Here is a 15,035-nt window from a genome sequence, read left to right as displayed (position 1 = left end):
TCATCGCGCCACCAACCATTTAAATGCGTACCAAAAATAGTCATGATTAAATACCCGTTACGTGTGAACTTGTGTACTAGTTAACTGGTTCGGGCGAAAAATGTCAATACCCTTTTTCAGCCAGGGGCAAAATCGTTATCATGCCTGCCGGTTTATGTAGTTGCTGGAGTTATCTTGTCGGACATCGCTCGTTTTCCCCTTTACGATTTACACAGCCATACGCTGGCTTCTGACGGCTTATTGACGCCGACCGCGCTGGTGCAGCGCGCGGTTGAGATGAAAGTCGGTGTGCTGGCGATTACCGATCACGACACGGTGGCGGGCGTGGCAGAAGCGCAGGCGGCAGTGATGCAACAGGATCTACCGATCCGCGTGCTAGCCGGTTTAGAAGCATCAACCTTATGGGAAAATCACGAAATCCACATTGTGGGGCTGAATGTCGTTTGCCAGCATCCCGCGCTGACTGAATTCCTTGCGCAGCAGTATCGGACACGCCTTGATCGTGCGCAGCAGATTGCCGAACGCCTCGAGCGCGCTCGCATTCCTGATGCGCTAGCCGGTGCGCAGCGACTGGCGCAGGGCGGCTTGATCACGCGTGGCCACTTTGCGCGTTATCTGGTGGAGATTGGCAAAGCCGACAATATGGCGCAGGTATTCAAGAATTATCTGGCGCGCGGGAAAACCGGCTACGTGCCGCCGCAATGGTGTACAATTAAACAAGCCATTGATGCTATTCATCATTCTGGCGGCTATGCCGTTTTGGCGCATCCCGGTCGTTATGGTTTGTCGGCTAAATGGTTAAAGCGGCTGATTGCGCATTTTGCCGACGTGGGTGGCGATGCCATGGAGGTCGCGCAGTGCCAGCAAGCGCCCAACGAGCGCACGCAGCTGGCAACCTATGCGCGTGACCATCAGTTAGCCGGGTCGCAGGGATCAGATTTCCACCAACCTTGTCCGTGGATAGAACTGGGACGCAAGTTATGGCTACCGGGCGGCGTGGAGCCGGTTTGGGAACGCTTCCCCGCATTGGCGCCCAGCAGTGCTGTTGCAGACAGGTGATATGAGGTTTTTATGAGTCAATATTTTCACATTCATCCCGACAATCCGCAGCCGCGCCTGGTAAATCAGGCCGTTGATTATCTCAATAAAGGCAGCGTGATTGTTTATCCAACCGACTCTGGCTATGCGCTGGGGTGTCGTCTGGAAGAGAAAAATGCCATGGAACGCATTTGTCGCATTCGCCAGTTGGATGGCAATCACAACTTTACGCTGATGTGCCGCGATCTGTCGGAGCTGTCGACTTACGCGCAGGTGGATAACTCCGCGTTTCGCCTCCTGAAAAACAACACGCCGGGCAACTACACCTTCATTTTGAAGGCGACGAAAGAAGTGCCGCGTCGTCTGATGAATGACAAACGTAAAACCATCGGGCTACGCGTGCCGTCCAACCCGGTGGCGCTGGCGCTATTGGAGCGCCTCAACGAGCCGATGATGTCGACTTCGCTGATGCTGCCCGGCAATGATTTCACCGAGTCCGATCCGGAAGAGATTCAGTACAGCATTGGCAAGCTGGTGGATCTGATCATCGATGGCGGCACGCTAGGACAGCAGCCGACCACGGTGATCGATCTCACCAGCGATGTGCCGTTGGTGGTGCGCGATGGTGTCGGTGACACGCGCCCATTTCAGTAATTATGCATGGTCAGGCGTGGCTTTCTGCGTCTGACCAATATTGGATTCCAGCCAGGTTTTGAAATCCCCGTACGGAATATATAGCGAGACATCTTTTAAGATGACTTTCTTGCTGCGAACGTTAGATATTTCATGGCTGTAACCGACAATCACCCCGCCAATAGTTTGGTCCGCATTATATACCGCGCCACCGGACATCCCTTGCACCACGCCAGCATTTGATGCCATAGCCATGCAGGGCTTTTTATTCCATTTATTGGTAATGGCGGTACGCGCTAAATTAACGCCGCTCGATTCCACCGGCATAGCGGAAATAAAGCTGTAACCGTACATTTTAATCGGTTCACCAATAGCACCGTTGCGGAATTTCGCCAGCGTTTCTGGACTGTTTTTATGATAAATAATCGCGACGTCGCAATAAGGATGATAGGCCTTGACACGCTGCACGGCCGTTTTTGCCACGTGCGCCGCCGTCAGGCTGTATTCTGGCGTCAAAGGAATGGTTGTACCGAGAATGCCCAAACCCAGCACGGTCGGGATGCCTGTCACGCTCATATCAACGTGTTGCATCGCAGTACGACTGTACTCAGTGTGGCCCACGGAACAACCGCTCAGTGCCAGCGCAGCGAGCGCAGGCCAAAGCAGAGAGGTTTTCATGGCTGTGATCTTCTATAAAGCATGTCCGTAAAATCCCTGGTGAAGACTTTCGACATGCAAATTAAATTCATTCCGTAAATGAATAAACGCGTCTAATCCCGCGCGCGCCGGTTTGTAATATCAGTGAAATTACACAGTGGTTCGTTAATGATTTGTAAGTTGAACGAATATAAATAGTAAATGAAAGCTATGTTATTATGACGACGCACTGGATTTCAGGCTTAAATTTTACACAGTTTTTTCTGCAGAACAATTCATCAAATTTAATATTAATCAAATAATACAAAAATACAGACTTAATCCAACCTGTAGTGCCAATAAACTATCAGTTTGCATTTATTACTGTAATGGACCTTATTTAATGCTATTAAATAGTTTTTTATGCTGTTTTATTGTTTTTACTTAGATTTAAAGTTTGTGATTATCTTTAAGCGTGGCGAGCAATAGCGGTTAAGCAGTCTTGCAAAGTGCTAATGTATCAGTTGTCTTAAGTTGATAATAGGCTCAGGCGGGAAAGATTAGGGACAAGTAATAATAATTCAGTCACTTGGCGTGGATGCTGCGGATGCAAATAAGATCGATCTATCAGCCAGCTGAATGTTTATCGTCATGGTCTTAATGGCCATGTTTTTACCAGACCCTCTGTTATCGGCAGCAAAGGAAAAGGTGTTAACGAAACTTGCGTTAGTGTAAAATCGCGGGCCGTCTGAGATTGCAGCAGCGATGCAGAGCGGTAACAGATTCTGATATGGGAATTGGTAATCCCTGTATCGCACCTCTTCTTACCACGACGCCTGGGAAGGCGACAACGAGGCTCCATGAGCGAAAAATTACAGAAAGTATTAGCGCGCGCCGGTCACGGTTCGCGTCGCGAAATCGAAACCATGATTTCAGCCGGACGCGTCAGCGTTGACGGCAAACTGGCGACGCTTGGCGATCGCATCGAAAGTGATAAATCCCTGAAAATTCGTATCGATGGCCATCTGGTTTCTATCGCTGAGTCGGCGACCGAAGTGTGTCGCGTATTGGCGTACTACAAACCAGAAGGTGAACTCTGCACGCGTAACGACCCGGAAGGGCGTCCAACCGTATTTGATCGTCTGCCGCGTCTGCGTGGTTCACGCTGGATTGCCGTCGGTCGTCTGGATGTGAATACCTGCGGTTTGATGCTGTTCACCACCGATGGTGAACTGGCTAACCGTTTGATGCACCCAAGCCGTGAAGTGGAGCGTGAATATGCGGTTCGCGTGTTTGGCGAAGTGGATGACGATAAAATCCGTCAGCTGAGCAAAGGCGTGCAGCTGGAAGATGGCCCGGCATCGTTCAAAACCATTAAGTTTGCCGGTGGCGAAGGCATTAACCAATGGTACAACGTGACGCTGACCGAAGGACGTAACCGCGAAGTGCGCCGTCTGTGGGAAGCGGTTGGCGTGCAGGTTAGCCGACTGATGCGTGTGCGTTACGGTGATATCCAGTTACCGAAAGGCCTGCCACGCGGCGGCTGGATCGAGATGGAATTACCGGCAGTCAACTATCTGCGTACGTTAGTTAGTATGCCGGAAGAGACGGTAACGAAAGTGGCCGTTGAAAAGGATCGTCGTCGCACCAAGGCTAACCAAATTCGTCGTGCGGTAAAACGTCACGGGGTGGTGAGCAACAATCCGCGTCGGAATAACACCAAACGCGGTTCCTGATCCTAAGCCTGACGCCGCGCTTTGCGGCGTCAGCGTGTTACCAATCTATTCCTTGCTGAGCCTGAATTCCCGCATCAAACGCATGTTTCACCGGACGCATTTCCGTTACGGTATCAGCCAAATCCAGTAACGTACGATGACAGCCGCGACCGGTAATGATCACGCTTTGCTGAGCAGGGCGCTGTTTCAACACATCGACCAGCTCCGCTAAATCCAGATAATCCATGCTCACCATGTACGTGATTTCATCCAGGATCACCAGATCGACGCGGCTATCGGCCAACATACGACGCGCCTGCTGCCACACTACCTGGCAGGCGGCAGTGTCAGTCTCACGGTTCTGAGTATCCCAGGTAAAACCGGTGGACATCACCTGAAATTCAACGCCGTGCTGTTCCAGTAAGTTACGTTCACCGTTGGGCCATTCGCCTTTAATGAACTGTACCGCCGCCACATTTTTACCGTGTCCGCAGGCGCGCAACGCGGTGCCAAAAGCCGCGGTGGTTTTCCCTTTGCCGTTACCGGTGAACACCATCAAAATGCCGCGCGTCTCGGTGGCGGCGGCGATTCGGGCATCAACCTGCTCTTTTAGTCGCTGCTGGCGTTGCTGATGGCGATCGTTCATGCGGTTGCCGGCCCCGCTTTGCGTCCCGGCTGCGCATCAAAGCTGGTGCCGGTTTTACGTCGGCTGTCATCACCCATCAAATAGAGGTAGAGCGGCATCAAATCCGCGGGGGTTTTGAGTAAATTGGCATCCTCATCAGGGAAAGCGCTGGCGCGCATTTTGGTGCGCGTACCGCCGGGATTGATGCAGTTCACCCGCAAGTGACGGTTTTTATACTCGTCGGCCAGCACCTGCATCATGCCTTCAGTGGCAAACTTCGAAACCGCATACGCGCCCCAGCCTGCACGGCCGGTGCGGCCCACGCTGGACGTGGTAAACACCAGCGATCCGGCATCTGATTTCAGCAGCAGCGGCAGTAATGCCTGGGTTAAATAGAAGGTGGCATCAAGGTTAATCTGCATCACGTCACGCCAGATCTGTGGATCGAGCTCCTCCAACGGTACGATTTCGCCCAGAATGCCAGCGTTGTGCAGCACGCCATCCAGACGCGGCACCAGCGCAGTAACCTGGTCGGCTAACTGCTGGCAGCTTTCTGGCGTGGCTTCAGCCAGATCCAGTAATAAAGAAGCGGCTGGCTGCTTGTTTAACTGGTTGATGGCCTGCTCCGTTTTCTGCAGGGTATCGGCGTTGCGGCCCAACAGGATGACGCGCGCGCCGTAGCGCGCATAGGTCAGCGCCGCTTCACGGCCAATGCCATCGGAAGCGCCGGTGACGAGGATGATGCGATTTTCCAGCAGATCGCTTTTCGGTTGATAATGCACAGCGATGTCCTTTGCTCGGGTCAGAAGGTTTTTGGCTTTATGCCTGAATTTGCCGCGCGGTGCAACGCTTGAGCCTCGCATTCTGTGCCGCCTGCGGGCATTTCAGGCGACGACAGCGCGTAAAGCGGGTAAACTTATAGCTGTTGTAATTTACTGTTTAATAAGGCGGCAGAATGGATTTTTTCTCCAGTTATGGATTATTTCTGGCTAAGGCCGTCACCGTGGTGGTGGCGATCGCAGCTATTGTTCTGATTGTGCTAAATGCCGCGCTGCGTAAACGTCACAGCAGCGGTCAGCTGCGTTTGACGCATCTTGATGATGATTATCGTGAGATGAAGGAAGATCTGCAGCTCGCCAAAATGAAGCCACAGGCGCAAAAAGTGTGGCTCAAGCAGCATAAGAAAGAAGAGAAGCAAAAGGCGAAAGCCGATAAACGCAATGCTAAAGCGGGCGTGAGCGAGACGCTGAAGCCCACGCTGTATGTGCTGGAGTTCAAAGGCAGCATGGACGCGAGTGAAGTCACCTCATTGCGTGAAGAGATCTCCGCGGTGCTGGCAGTTGCGGTGCCGGGCGATGAAGTGCTACTGCGCCTGGAAAGCCCCGGCGGCGTAGTACACGGCTACGGTTTAGCGGCTTCGCAGCTGCAACGCCTGCGTGATGCCGGTCTGCAATTGACGGCGGTGGTGGATAAAGTCGCTGCCAGCGGTGGTTACATGATGGCATGCGTGGCGGATCGCATTGTGGCCGCACCGTTTTCTATTATTGGTTCAATTGGCGTGGTCGCGCAGATTCCCAACTTTAACCGCCTGTTAAAGCGTAACGATATTGACGTCGAGCTGCATACCGCCGGTCAGTACAAACGGACTTTGACGCTGTTTGGTGAAAACACCGAAGAAGGGCGCGAGAAATTCCAGGAAGATCTCAACGAAACGCATCAGCTGTTTAAAGATTTTGTACAGCAGATGCGTCCGTCGCTTGATCTGAACAAAGTGGCGACCGGCGAGCATTGGTATGGCCGTCAGGCGCTGGATTTGGGTTTGATTGATGAAATCGGCACCAGCGATGCGTTGATTATCCAGCATATGGATCGCTTCACCGTGCTGGGCGTCCATTACGCACGTAAGCGTAAAATGATGGATCGCTTTACCAACAGCGCCAGTCTGGCGGCAGAACGGTTGATTCTGAAAATATGGCAGCGCGGCGAGAAGCCGCTGTTGTAACCGGGCCCGGCAATTGCCGGGCTTTTTTATGCCAGATGATATTGAGAGGAGAGTTCAACCGCGAGGTGCTTAAACACGTTAAATACCGTGGTGGTTTTGGCGGTGGGTAAGCCTTCATCATCGAGAAAATAGGGACCGCGAAACACCAAAACATCACCTTGCTGAATCACATCATTGGCTTCTAATCCGACAAAATAATTTTCGTGCTGCGTGATTATCTGATTGGCTATTTCCAGTAACGCCTGGCGTGAAATAGATTCCGTTGGCACTGACATTTTTCACCTCTTTTTTGACAGCCATTTTTCTCCTTCTATATTACTTGCGAGCTATCGCGTTCAGCAAATCAGCATGGCGTCACAAAACTGGCGCAAAATTAGGCAGAATGCTAATTAAGTTGCGTAACGGATTTTATCAGGTAGAGTGTGGGCGATTCAGCTTTCAGGGAGATCACACCCGGATGTGTGGTTCTGTCAGATGGAAAACTCGCTCCTAATCATAAAGTTGCAGAAGTCGACGCAATCTGACCTGAGATTATCCCTGCTGCCTTGAAATGCGAAATGCCGGCAGCAATATTGAACCCATTGGGTTTTGGGACCTCCAATTCTCTCCCGTTTATCAGGACGTTTCATTTAGGTAAAGGTACATATGGGTAAATCACTCGTAATCGTTGAGTCCCCGGCAAAGGCCAAAACAATCAATAAATACCTCGGTAATGACTACGTGGTGAAATCCAGTGTCGGTCATATCCGTGATTTGCCGACCAGCGGTTCAACTGCCCGTAAAAGTGCCGACGGGGAAAAAGCGAAACCTGGAAAAAAGGTTAAAAAGGATGAGAAAGCCGCACTCGTAAACCGCATGGGTGTGGATCCCTGGCATGGTTGGGAAGCGGATTATCAAATTCTGCCGGGCAAAGAAAAAGTTGTCGCTGAGCTGAAAAACCTGGCTGCCGATGCAGACCACATCTATCTCGCAACCGACCTTGACCGCGAAGGGGAAGCCATTGCCTGGCACCTGCGGGAAGTGATCGGTGGGGACGATAAGCGCTTTAGCCGCGTAGTATTTAACGAAATTACCAAGAATGCGATTCGTCAGGCGTTTGACAAGCCTGGCGAGCTTAATATTGAACGTGTCAACGCACAGCAAGCGCGCCGCTTTATGGATCGCGTGGTGGGTTACATGGTGTCGCCACTGCTGTGGAAGAAAATTGCCCGCGGCCTGTCAGCCGGTCGCGTTCAGTCGGTTGCGGTACGTCTGGTTGTTGAGCGGGAGCACGAAATCAAAGCCTTCGTGCCAGAAGAGTACTGGGAAATCCATGCTGATTTCGCCACGCCGAAAGGCGCCGATCTGGCCATGCAGGTGACGCATCAGAATGACAAAGCGTTCCGTCCGGTCAATCGTGAGCAAACTCACGCGGCGGTAGCGATTTTGCAGAAAGCGCGTTACGAAGTGCTGGATCGTGAAGACAAGCCGACCAGCAGCAAGCCTTCTGCACCTTTTATTACCTCAACGCTGCAACAGGCGGCGAGTACGCGTTTGGGCTTCGGCGTGAAGAAGACCATGATGATGGCGCAGCGTTTGTATGAAGCGGGCCACATCACCTATATGCGTACCGACTCCACCAACCTGAGCCTGGATGCCGTGGCGATGGCGCGCGGTTATGTTGAGAGCAGCTTCGGTAAAAAGTATCTGCCAGAAGCGCCGAATACCTATGCCAGCAAAGAGAACTCACAGGAAGCGCACGAAGCGATTCGTCCTTCTGACGTGAATATCGTGGCTGAGCAGTTGAAAGATATGGAAGCTGATGCGCAGAAACTTTATCAGCTGATTTGGCGCCAGTTTGTTGCCTGCCAGATGGTTCCGGCTCAGTACGACTCCACCACGCTGACCGTGGGCGCGGCTGAATTCAAATTGAAAGCCAAAGGCCGCACGCTGCGTTTCGATGGCTGGACGCGCGTGATGCCTGCGCTGCGTAAAAATGATGAAGATCTGACGCTCCCGCCGGTAGATGTTGGCGACATGCTGGATCTTAAAGAGCTGATGCCAAGCCAGCACTTCACCAAACCGCCGGCGCGCTTCAGTGAAGCATCCCTGGTGCGTGAGCTGGAAAAACGTGGCATTGGTCGTCCATCAACGTATGCCTCGATTATCTCCACCATTCAGGATCGTGGTTACGTGCGTGTTGAGAACCGCCGTTTCTACGCTGAAAAAATGGGTGAAATTGTTACCGACCGTCTGGAGTCTAATTTCCGCGAGCTGATGAACTATGACTTCACCGCGCGCATGGAAAATAGCCTCGATCAGGTGGCGAATAATGAAGCCGAATGGAAAGCGGTACTCGACTCCTTCTTCAGTGATTTCAGCCAACAGTTAGATGATGCTGAGAAAGATCCGGAAGAGGGCGGCATGCAGCCGAACCAGATGGTGTTGACGTCAATTGATTGTCCAACCTGTAGCCGCCCGATGGGGATTCGCACTGCCAGTACCGGCGTGTTCCTGGGTTGCTCGGGTTATGCTTTGCCGCCGAAAGAGCGTTGCAAGCAGACCATCAACTTGATCCCGGAAAATGAAGTGCTCAACGTGCTGGAAGGCGATGATGCTGAAACCAATGCGCTGCGTGCTCGTCGTCGTTGCCAGAAGTGTGGCACCGCGATGGACAGCTATCTGATCGATAACCAGCGCAAGTTACACGTCTGCGGTAATAACCCAGAGTGCGACGGCTACGAGATTGAGCAGGGCGAATTCCGCATCAAGGGCTACGACGGTCCGATTGTTGAGTGCGAGAAGTGTGGTTCTGAAATGCATCTGAAAATGGGTCGTTTCGGTAAGTACATGGCGTGTACCAACGACGAGTGCAAAAACACCCGTAAGATTCTGCGTAACGGTGATGTCGCGCCGCCAAAAGAAGATCCGGTGCCGCTGCCAGAATTGCAGTGTGAAAAGTCGGATGCTTACTTTGTGTTGCGTGATGGTGCAGCGGGCGTGTTCCTTGCCGCTAATACCTTCCCGAAATCACGTGAAACGCGCGCGCCGCTGGTGGAAGAGCTGCAACGCTTTGCCGACCGCCTGCCAGAAAAGCTGAAATATCTGTCAGAAGCGCCAGCCGCCGATCCGGAAGGGAATAAGACGATGGTACGTTTCAGTCGCAAGACCAAACAGCAATACGTCTCTTCCGAAAAAGATGGTAAAGCCACTGGCTGGTCAATGTTCTATATTGATGGCAAATGGCAGGAAGCGAAAAAGTAATTCCCCGCAAGGCCAGCATTCGCTGGCCTTTCTCTTATCCTTATAGCTAATCGTTCTACATTCTTCCTTTAACTGATATAGTAGTTATAGAACTCTTTTCGTTTCGCTGATTCGCTTTCCCTCCCTCACCGCAGTTAAAGCGGAAACACGCCTGCCGGGAATGCACCTCTGTCGCTACCAGGAAGATATAACTATGAAATTGCAGCAGTTGCGTTACATCGTCGAAGTGGTTAATCACAATCTTAATGTCTCATCGACCGCCGAAGGCTTATATACCTCGCAGCCAGGCATCAGTAAGCAAGTCCGTATGTTAGAAGATGAGCTGGGCGTGCAGATATTTGCGCGCAGTGGTAAGCATCTGACGCAAGTAACGCCTGCAGGTGAAGAAATTATCCGGATTGCGCGCGAAGTGCTGTCTAAAGTTGACGCGATTAAATCTGTTGCTGGTGAGCACACCTGGCCAGATAAAGGCTCGCTGTATGTAGCAACTACCCATACGCAGGCACGTTATGCGCTGCCAGGCGTGATTAAAGGCTTTATTGAGCGCTATCCTCGCGTCTCTTTGCATATGCATCAGGGATCGCCGACGCAAATAGCTGAGGCGGTTTCAAAGGGCAATGCAGACTTTGCCATTGCCACAGAAGCGCTGCATCTGTATGACGATTTGATTATGCTGCCGTGCTATCACTGGAACCGCGCCATTGTGGTAACGCCAGATCATCCGTTGGCGGGTAAATCAAATGTGACCATAGAAGAGCTGGCGGATTTCCCGTTAGTGACTTACACATTTGGCTTTACAGGCCGTTCAGAGTTGGACACCGCGTTTAATCGCGCCGGATTAACGCCACGCATCGTCTTCACTGCGACGGATGCTGACGTCATCAAGACGTATGTGCGTTTAGGTCTGGGCGTTGGCGTAATTGCCAGTATGGCGGTTGATCCTGTTGCAGACCCCGATTTGGTGCGTATTGAAGCTTCAGAAATCTTTACGAATAGTACGACCAAAATTGGCTTTAGACGTAGCACCTTCCTCCGCAGCTATATGTATGATTTCATTCAACGTTTCGCACCACACCTGACGCGTGATGTGGTGGATGCGGCGGTCGCATTGCGCTCCAATGAAGACATCGAAGCTATGTTCCGCGACATCAAGTTACCCTTCAAGTAAATTCCTAACTCATTCTTTTGCCAAGGTGTCCAGTGGGCACCTTCGGAATCCCTTAGCGCTTAGCGCCACGAGTACTTCAAAAAAAATCATTATTTTTTTGTAAATGAAACATGGGTCACATGTTTTTTCATTGTTATCTATTAAATGCGAATCAGTACACAATTTTTACGATGCTGCTTTGCAGCTCGCCAGGAATATTCCCATACTCTAGTTAAGAGTTGATGAAGAAGGGCTTTTTAACTGGCTTGGTAAATTAAACTAAAATTTAGATTGGATCTAATTTGCTGTTAACCCAAATTTACAATGTAACGATTTAATTAATAGTTGTGTTGGTAATTAAATTTATCTCATCAATTTTTGGCGTTTTGATAAATAGCGTTAATCGTTGTGCTCAATAAAAATAACTGGATTTTCGGTCTTAACAAGTTTAGGATTCGTCCTAAATCTTAATCGTTGTCATCAATCGTTTTATTGAGAGTGATTATCAAAAACTATGAATACGAGAATAACTGTACAGCCGGGCTTCCGGACTAAAAGCACCAAAGTTGAGCGTACTGGTAATACTCGTCGCAAAGCTTGGATGACTGTCTTCGCTGCTTCAGCACTGTTCTGGGTAGTGGTGGCGTTAATGATTTGGCGTATGTGGGGTTAAGCCATGTGGGCAAATACACTCAGTCGTAAGCATCCGGTTTCTGCACGTCAGCCGCAAACGCCTGCGTGCAAAGTTAAAGACGTTGTATCCACTGAACCTCAGGTCACCATTCCGGCTTCGTGGGAACTCAGCGAGAATCAGCGCAACTTTATTGAATCCTTCATGGACATGAAGTCGAAATAACGCAGCATGCGTTCCGTACTATATTTAGTCGTTTAGTCCCTCTTTTTGCCGGATTATCCGGTGGGCAAGTTAAAAGCCCGTCCTTTAACACTCAGCATTAAAAAAACGGTGTCATCAGTACAACGCTGAAGACGGTGGACTTTTTTTGCCCGGAATCCGGGAGGGAGTGAATTATGAGCATCAACACAACGACATTATCCTGGGTGAGCGTTTATACCTTTTCCCTGGCTTTTTGGGCCGCCGCCTTCTGGGCGATGATTTAAGCCCTAACTCAAATTACACTGAATTTTATAAATGCCCTGACAAACGTCGGGGCATTTTTCATTGTGTTTTAATGTGTCTATTCGTGTTGTTATCAAAACGTTAACGGCAATGTAGTCTATCTTTAAGTTAAACCTTGCAGTCACTGAGGTTTAAAAAAAGATTCACTTACATGGAGGCGCTATGTCGTTAACGTTACGCGAGCAGAGTCAGGACACGCTGGATGTTCGGGCAAAAAAATATCATTACTACAGCTTGCCCAAAGCAGCTCAGCAACTGGGCAATATCGATCGCTTGCCCAAGTCGATGAAAGTCCTGCTGGAAAACCTTTTACGCTGGCAGGATGATGATTCTGTCACGCTTGAAGATATTAAAGCGCTGGTCGCCTGGCAAAAAGATGCTCACGCCGATCGTGAGATTGCCTATCGTCCCGCGCGTGTATTAATGCAAGATTTTACCGGCGTACCGGCGGTGGTAGATTTGGCTGCCATGCGCGAAGCGGTGAAACGCCTTGGCGGCGACGTCGCCAAAGTCAATCCCTTATCCCCGGTAGATTTGGTTATCGACCACTCTGTTACCGTGGACCATTTCGGTGATGACAAAGCCTTTGATGAAAATGTGCACCTGGAAATGGAGCGCAACCATGAGCGCTACGTTTTCCTGCGCTGGGGGCAAAAAGCCTTCAATCGATTCCGCGTAGTACCCCCGGGCACCGGGATTTGTCATCAGGTCAATCTGGAATACCTCGGTAAATCTGTCTGGCATGAGACGCTAAATGGGCAAGAGATCGCCTATCCCGATACGCTGGTGGGCACCGATTCGCATACCACCATGATCAATGCGCTCGGCGTATTGGGTTGGGGCGTTGGCGGGATTGAGGCTGAAGCGGCGATGCTTGGTCAGCCGGTCTCAATGCTGATTCCTGACGTAGTCGGTTTCAAACTCACCGGTAAATTGCGTCCGGGCATCACCGCAACGGATCTGGTGTTAACCGTTACGCAAATGCTGCGCAAACATGGTGTTGTGGGTAAATTCGTAGAATTTTACGGCGACGGCTTAGCCGACCTGCCGCTTGCCGATCGCGCCACCATCGCTAACATGGCGCCTGAGTATGGTGCGACCTGCGGCTTTTTCCCTGTCGATGATGTCACCCTGAGTTATATGACGCTCACTGGCCGCGATGCGGAGCAAGTTGAACTGGTTGAGGCTTATGCTAAGCAACAAGGTATGTGGCGTAACGCGGGTGATGAGCCGGTGTTCACCAGCTCTCTAGCTCTGGATATGGGCGACGTCGAGTCCAGCCTGGCCGGACCAAAACGTCCGCAGGATCGCGTATCACTCGGTGATGTTCCTACTGCCTTTGATGCCAGCAACGAACTGGAAGTGAATCAGGCGCAAAAACCGCATAAAACCGTGAGCTACCGCGATAGCGAAACTGGAGAAAGCTATCAGCTGGATGACGGTGCGGTCGTGATCTCGGCGATTACCTCTTGTACTAATACCTCAAACCCTAGCGTGCTGATGGCTGCCGGTTTACTGGCGAAGAAAGCCGTTGAACGCGGTCTGATGCGCAAGCCCTGGGTTAAGGCCTCACTGGCACCCGGTTCCAAAGTGGTTTCTGACTACCTTGCTGTGGCCCAGCTTACGCCATATCTGGACGAGTTAGGATTCAATCTGGTCGGTTACGGTTGTACTACTTGTATCGGTAATTCCGGCCCGTTACCGGACGCGATAGAAAGCGCGATTAAAGAGGGTGATCTCACGGTTGCCGCGGTGCTTTCGGGTAACCGTAACTTCGAAGGCCGAATTCATCCGTTAATTAAAACCAACTGGCTGGCTTCGCCGCCGCTGGTGGTTGCTTATGCCTTAGCGGGTAATATGAAGCTCAATCTGCAATCCGATCCACTCGGCCAGGATCGTCAGGGCAACGATGTTTTCCTCAAGGATATCTGGCCTTCGCCGGAAGAGATTGCGGAAGCGGTGCAAAAAGTCACCAGCGATATGTTCCACAAAGAGTATGCCGAGGTGTTTAACGGCACGCCTGAGTGGCAGCAGATCAAAGTCAGCGAAGCGGCAACCTACGATTGGGATGGCGATTCCACCTACATTCGTTTATCGCCATTCTTTGACGACATGGAGAAAACGCCGAAGCCGGTGCAGGATATCAAAGGCGCGCGCATTCTGGCGATGCTGGGTGACTCCGTCACCACCGACCACATTTCTCCTGCGGGGAGCATCAAAGCCGAAAGTCCAGCCGGACGCTATTTGCTGTCGCATGGCGTTGAGCGCACCGATTTCAACTCTTACGGTTCGCGTCGTGGTAACCACGAAGTGATGATGCGCGGCACCTTCGCCAATATCCGTATTCGTAACGAAATGGTGCCGGGTGTCGAGGGCGGTTATACCAAACACTTCCCGACTAACGAGCAGTTGGCGATTTACGATGCGGCGATGAAGTATCAGCAGGAAGGTGTGCCGTTAGCGGTGATTGCTGGTAAAGAGTACGGTTCAGGCTCAAGTCGTGACTGGGCAGCAAAAGGGCCGCGCTTACAGGGCGTGCGCGTGGTTATCTCCGAATCCTTCGAGCGTATTCACCGCTCAAACCTGATTGGTATGGGGATTCTGCCGCTCGAGTTTCCGGCTGGCGTGACGCGTAAAACGCTGCAGCTTACGGGTGAAGAGTTTATAGATGTGGCGAACCTCTCGCAGCTTAAGCCGGGTGGCACGGTAACCGTAATTCTGACGCGCGCGGATGGCAGCAAAGAGACGCTAGAGACGCGCTGCCGTATCGATACGGGTAACGAGCTAACCTATTACCAGAACGACGGCATTTTGCATTATGTGATACGCAATATGCTGAACTAAAAGAAAAAGCCGGG

General features: G+C 51.3%; 13 protein-coding genes and 1 other annotated feature (1 of these 14 running past the window's edge). Of the genes, 9 read left to right on the top strand and 4 right to left on the bottom strand.

What is annotated here, in order from left to right; translation table 11 throughout:
* Positions 1-20: a sequence feature (Trp leader region), on the bottom strand (it extends 89 nt beyond the left edge of the window).
* Positions 21-174: 154 nt separating this feature from the next.
* The gene (locus FCN45_RS10430; RefSeq protein WP_137385889.1) at positions 175-1,059 is read left to right on the top strand and encodes a PHP domain-containing protein; all 885 of its coding nucleotides are present in this window, start codon (positions 175-177) and stop codon (positions 1,057-1,059) included.
* Between the two features lie 12 nt (positions 1,060-1,071).
* Entirely contained in the window at positions 1,072-1,692 is a 621-nt protein-coding gene (locus tag FCN45_RS10425) for an L-threonylcarbamoyladenylate synthase (RefSeq protein WP_137385888.1), read from the top strand.
* Here FCN45_RS10425 and FCN45_RS10420 read toward each other — a convergent pair whose 3' ends face one another.
* The gene (locus FCN45_RS10420) at positions 1,693-2,349 is read right to left on the bottom strand and encodes a serine protease (RefSeq protein WP_137385887.1); all 657 of its coding nucleotides are present in this window, start codon (positions 2,347-2,349) and stop codon (positions 1,693-1,695) included.
* Positions 2,350-3,167: 818 nt separating this feature from the next.
* Here FCN45_RS10420 and rluB point away from each other — a divergent pair.
* Positions 3,168-4,043, top strand: a complete 876-nt coding sequence (gene rluB, locus FCN45_RS10415; protein WP_101764266.1) for a 23S rRNA pseudouridine(2605) synthase RluB — start codon at positions 3,168-3,170, stop codon at positions 4,041-4,043.
* A 37-nt stretch (positions 4,044-4,080) separates the two neighbouring features.
* Here rluB and cobO read toward each other — a convergent pair whose 3' ends face one another.
* A complete protein-coding gene (gene cobO / locus FCN45_RS10410; protein WP_137385886.1) occupies positions 4,081-4,668 on the bottom strand; it encodes a cob(I)yrinic acid a,c-diamide adenosyltransferase in 588 nt (195 codons plus the stop codon).
* Positions 4,665-5,429 carry a YciK family oxidoreductase gene (locus FCN45_RS10405; RefSeq protein WP_137385885.1) on the bottom strand — a complete coding sequence of 255 codons (765 nt, stop codon included), beginning with the start codon at positions 5,427-5,429 and terminating at the stop codon, positions 4,665-4,667. The genes cobO and FCN45_RS10405 overlap by 4 nt, the downstream gene beginning before the upstream one ends.
* A gap of 173 nt (positions 5,430-5,602) precedes the next feature.
* Between FCN45_RS10405 and sohB the strand changes: the two genes are divergently transcribed.
* Entirely contained in the window at positions 5,603-6,649 is a 1,047-nt protein-coding gene (gene sohB, locus FCN45_RS10400) for a protease SohB (RefSeq protein WP_137385884.1), read from the top strand.
* A 26-nt stretch (positions 6,650-6,675) separates the two neighbouring features.
* On the opposite strand, the gene FCN45_RS10395 is transcribed toward sohB, so the two are convergent.
* Complete coding sequence (locus FCN45_RS10395) at positions 6,676-6,924, bottom strand: DUF2498 family protein (RefSeq protein WP_137385883.1); 249 nt, start codon at positions 6,922-6,924, stop codon at positions 6,676-6,678.
* Between the two features lie 370 nt (positions 6,925-7,294).
* Between FCN45_RS10395 and topA the strand changes: the two genes are divergently transcribed.
* The 5 genes from topA to acnA all read left to right on the top strand — a co-directional run bounded on the left by topA (position 7,295) and on the right by acnA (position 15,021).
* Complete coding sequence (topA, locus tag FCN45_RS10390) at positions 7,295-9,892, top strand: type I DNA topoisomerase (RefSeq protein WP_137385882.1); 2,598 nt, start codon at positions 7,295-7,297, stop codon at positions 9,890-9,892.
* A 193-nt stretch (positions 9,893-10,085) separates the two neighbouring features.
* Complete coding sequence (gene cysB, locus FCN45_RS10385) at positions 10,086-11,060, top strand: HTH-type transcriptional regulator CysB (protein ID WP_064738814.1); 975 nt, start codon at positions 10,086-10,088, stop codon at positions 11,058-11,060.
* Between the two features lie 493 nt (positions 11,061-11,553).
* Positions 11,554-11,712, top strand: a complete 159-nt coding sequence (locus FCN45_RS10380; RefSeq protein WP_071531660.1) for a YmiA family putative membrane protein — start codon at positions 11,554-11,556, stop codon at positions 11,710-11,712.
* A gap of 3 nt (positions 11,713-11,715) precedes the next feature.
* The gene (locus tag FCN45_RS10375; protein ID WP_137385881.1) at positions 11,716-11,895 is read left to right on the top strand and encodes a hypothetical protein; all 180 of its coding nucleotides are present in this window, start codon (positions 11,716-11,718) and stop codon (positions 11,893-11,895) included.
* A gap of 444 nt (positions 11,896-12,339) precedes the next feature.
* Positions 12,340-15,021, top strand: a complete 2,682-nt coding sequence (gene acnA / locus FCN45_RS10370) for an aconitate hydratase AcnA (RefSeq protein WP_137385880.1) — start codon at positions 12,340-12,342, stop codon at positions 15,019-15,021.
* Positions 15,022-15,035 lie beyond the last annotated feature (14 nt).

Origin of the sequence: Pantoea sp. SO10, assembly GCF_005281435.1 — a bacterium.
Classification (GTDB): domain Bacteria; phylum Pseudomonadota; class Gammaproteobacteria; order Enterobacterales; family Enterobacteriaceae; genus Pantoea; species Pantoea leporis.
This window is presented reverse-complemented; position numbering and strand designations above follow the sequence as displayed.

Bases quoted from the DNA above. Each gene is read 5' to 3' on its own strand.
- FCN45_RS10425 (WP_137385888.1), top strand. From the start codon at position 1,072: ATGAGTCAATATTTTCACATTCATCCCGACAATCCGCAGCCGCGCCTG.
- FCN45_RS10420 (WP_137385887.1), bottom strand. From the start codon at position 2,349: ATGAAAACCTCTCTGCTTTGGCCTGCGCTCGCTGCGCTGGCACTGAGC.
- rluB (WP_101764266.1), top strand. From the start codon at position 3,168: ATGAGCGAAAAATTACAGAAAGTATTAGCGCGCGCCGGTCACGGTTCG.
- cobO (WP_137385886.1), bottom strand. From the start codon at position 4,668: ATGAACGATCGCCATCAGCAACGCCAGCAGCGACTAAAAGAGCAGGTT.
- sohB (WP_137385884.1), top strand. From the start codon at position 5,603: ATGGATTTTTTCTCCAGTTATGGATTATTTCTGGCTAAGGCCGTCACC.
- FCN45_RS10395 (WP_137385883.1), bottom strand. From the start codon at position 6,924: ATGTCAGTGCCAACGGAATCTATTTCACGCCAGGCGTTACTGGAAATA.
- topA (WP_137385882.1), top strand. From the start codon at position 7,295: ATGGGTAAATCACTCGTAATCGTTGAGTCCCCGGCAAAGGCCAAAACA.
- cysB (WP_064738814.1), top strand. From the start codon at position 10,086: ATGAAATTGCAGCAGTTGCGTTACATCGTCGAAGTGGTTAATCACAAT.
- FCN45_RS10380 (WP_071531660.1), top strand. From the start codon at position 11,554: ATGAATACGAGAATAACTGTACAGCCGGGCTTCCGGACTAAAAGCACC.
- FCN45_RS10375 (WP_137385881.1), top strand. From the start codon at position 11,716: ATGTGGGCAAATACACTCAGTCGTAAGCATCCGGTTTCTGCACGTCAG.
- acnA (WP_137385880.1), top strand. From the start codon at position 12,340: ATGTCGTTAACGTTACGCGAGCAGAGTCAGGACACGCTGGATGTTCGG.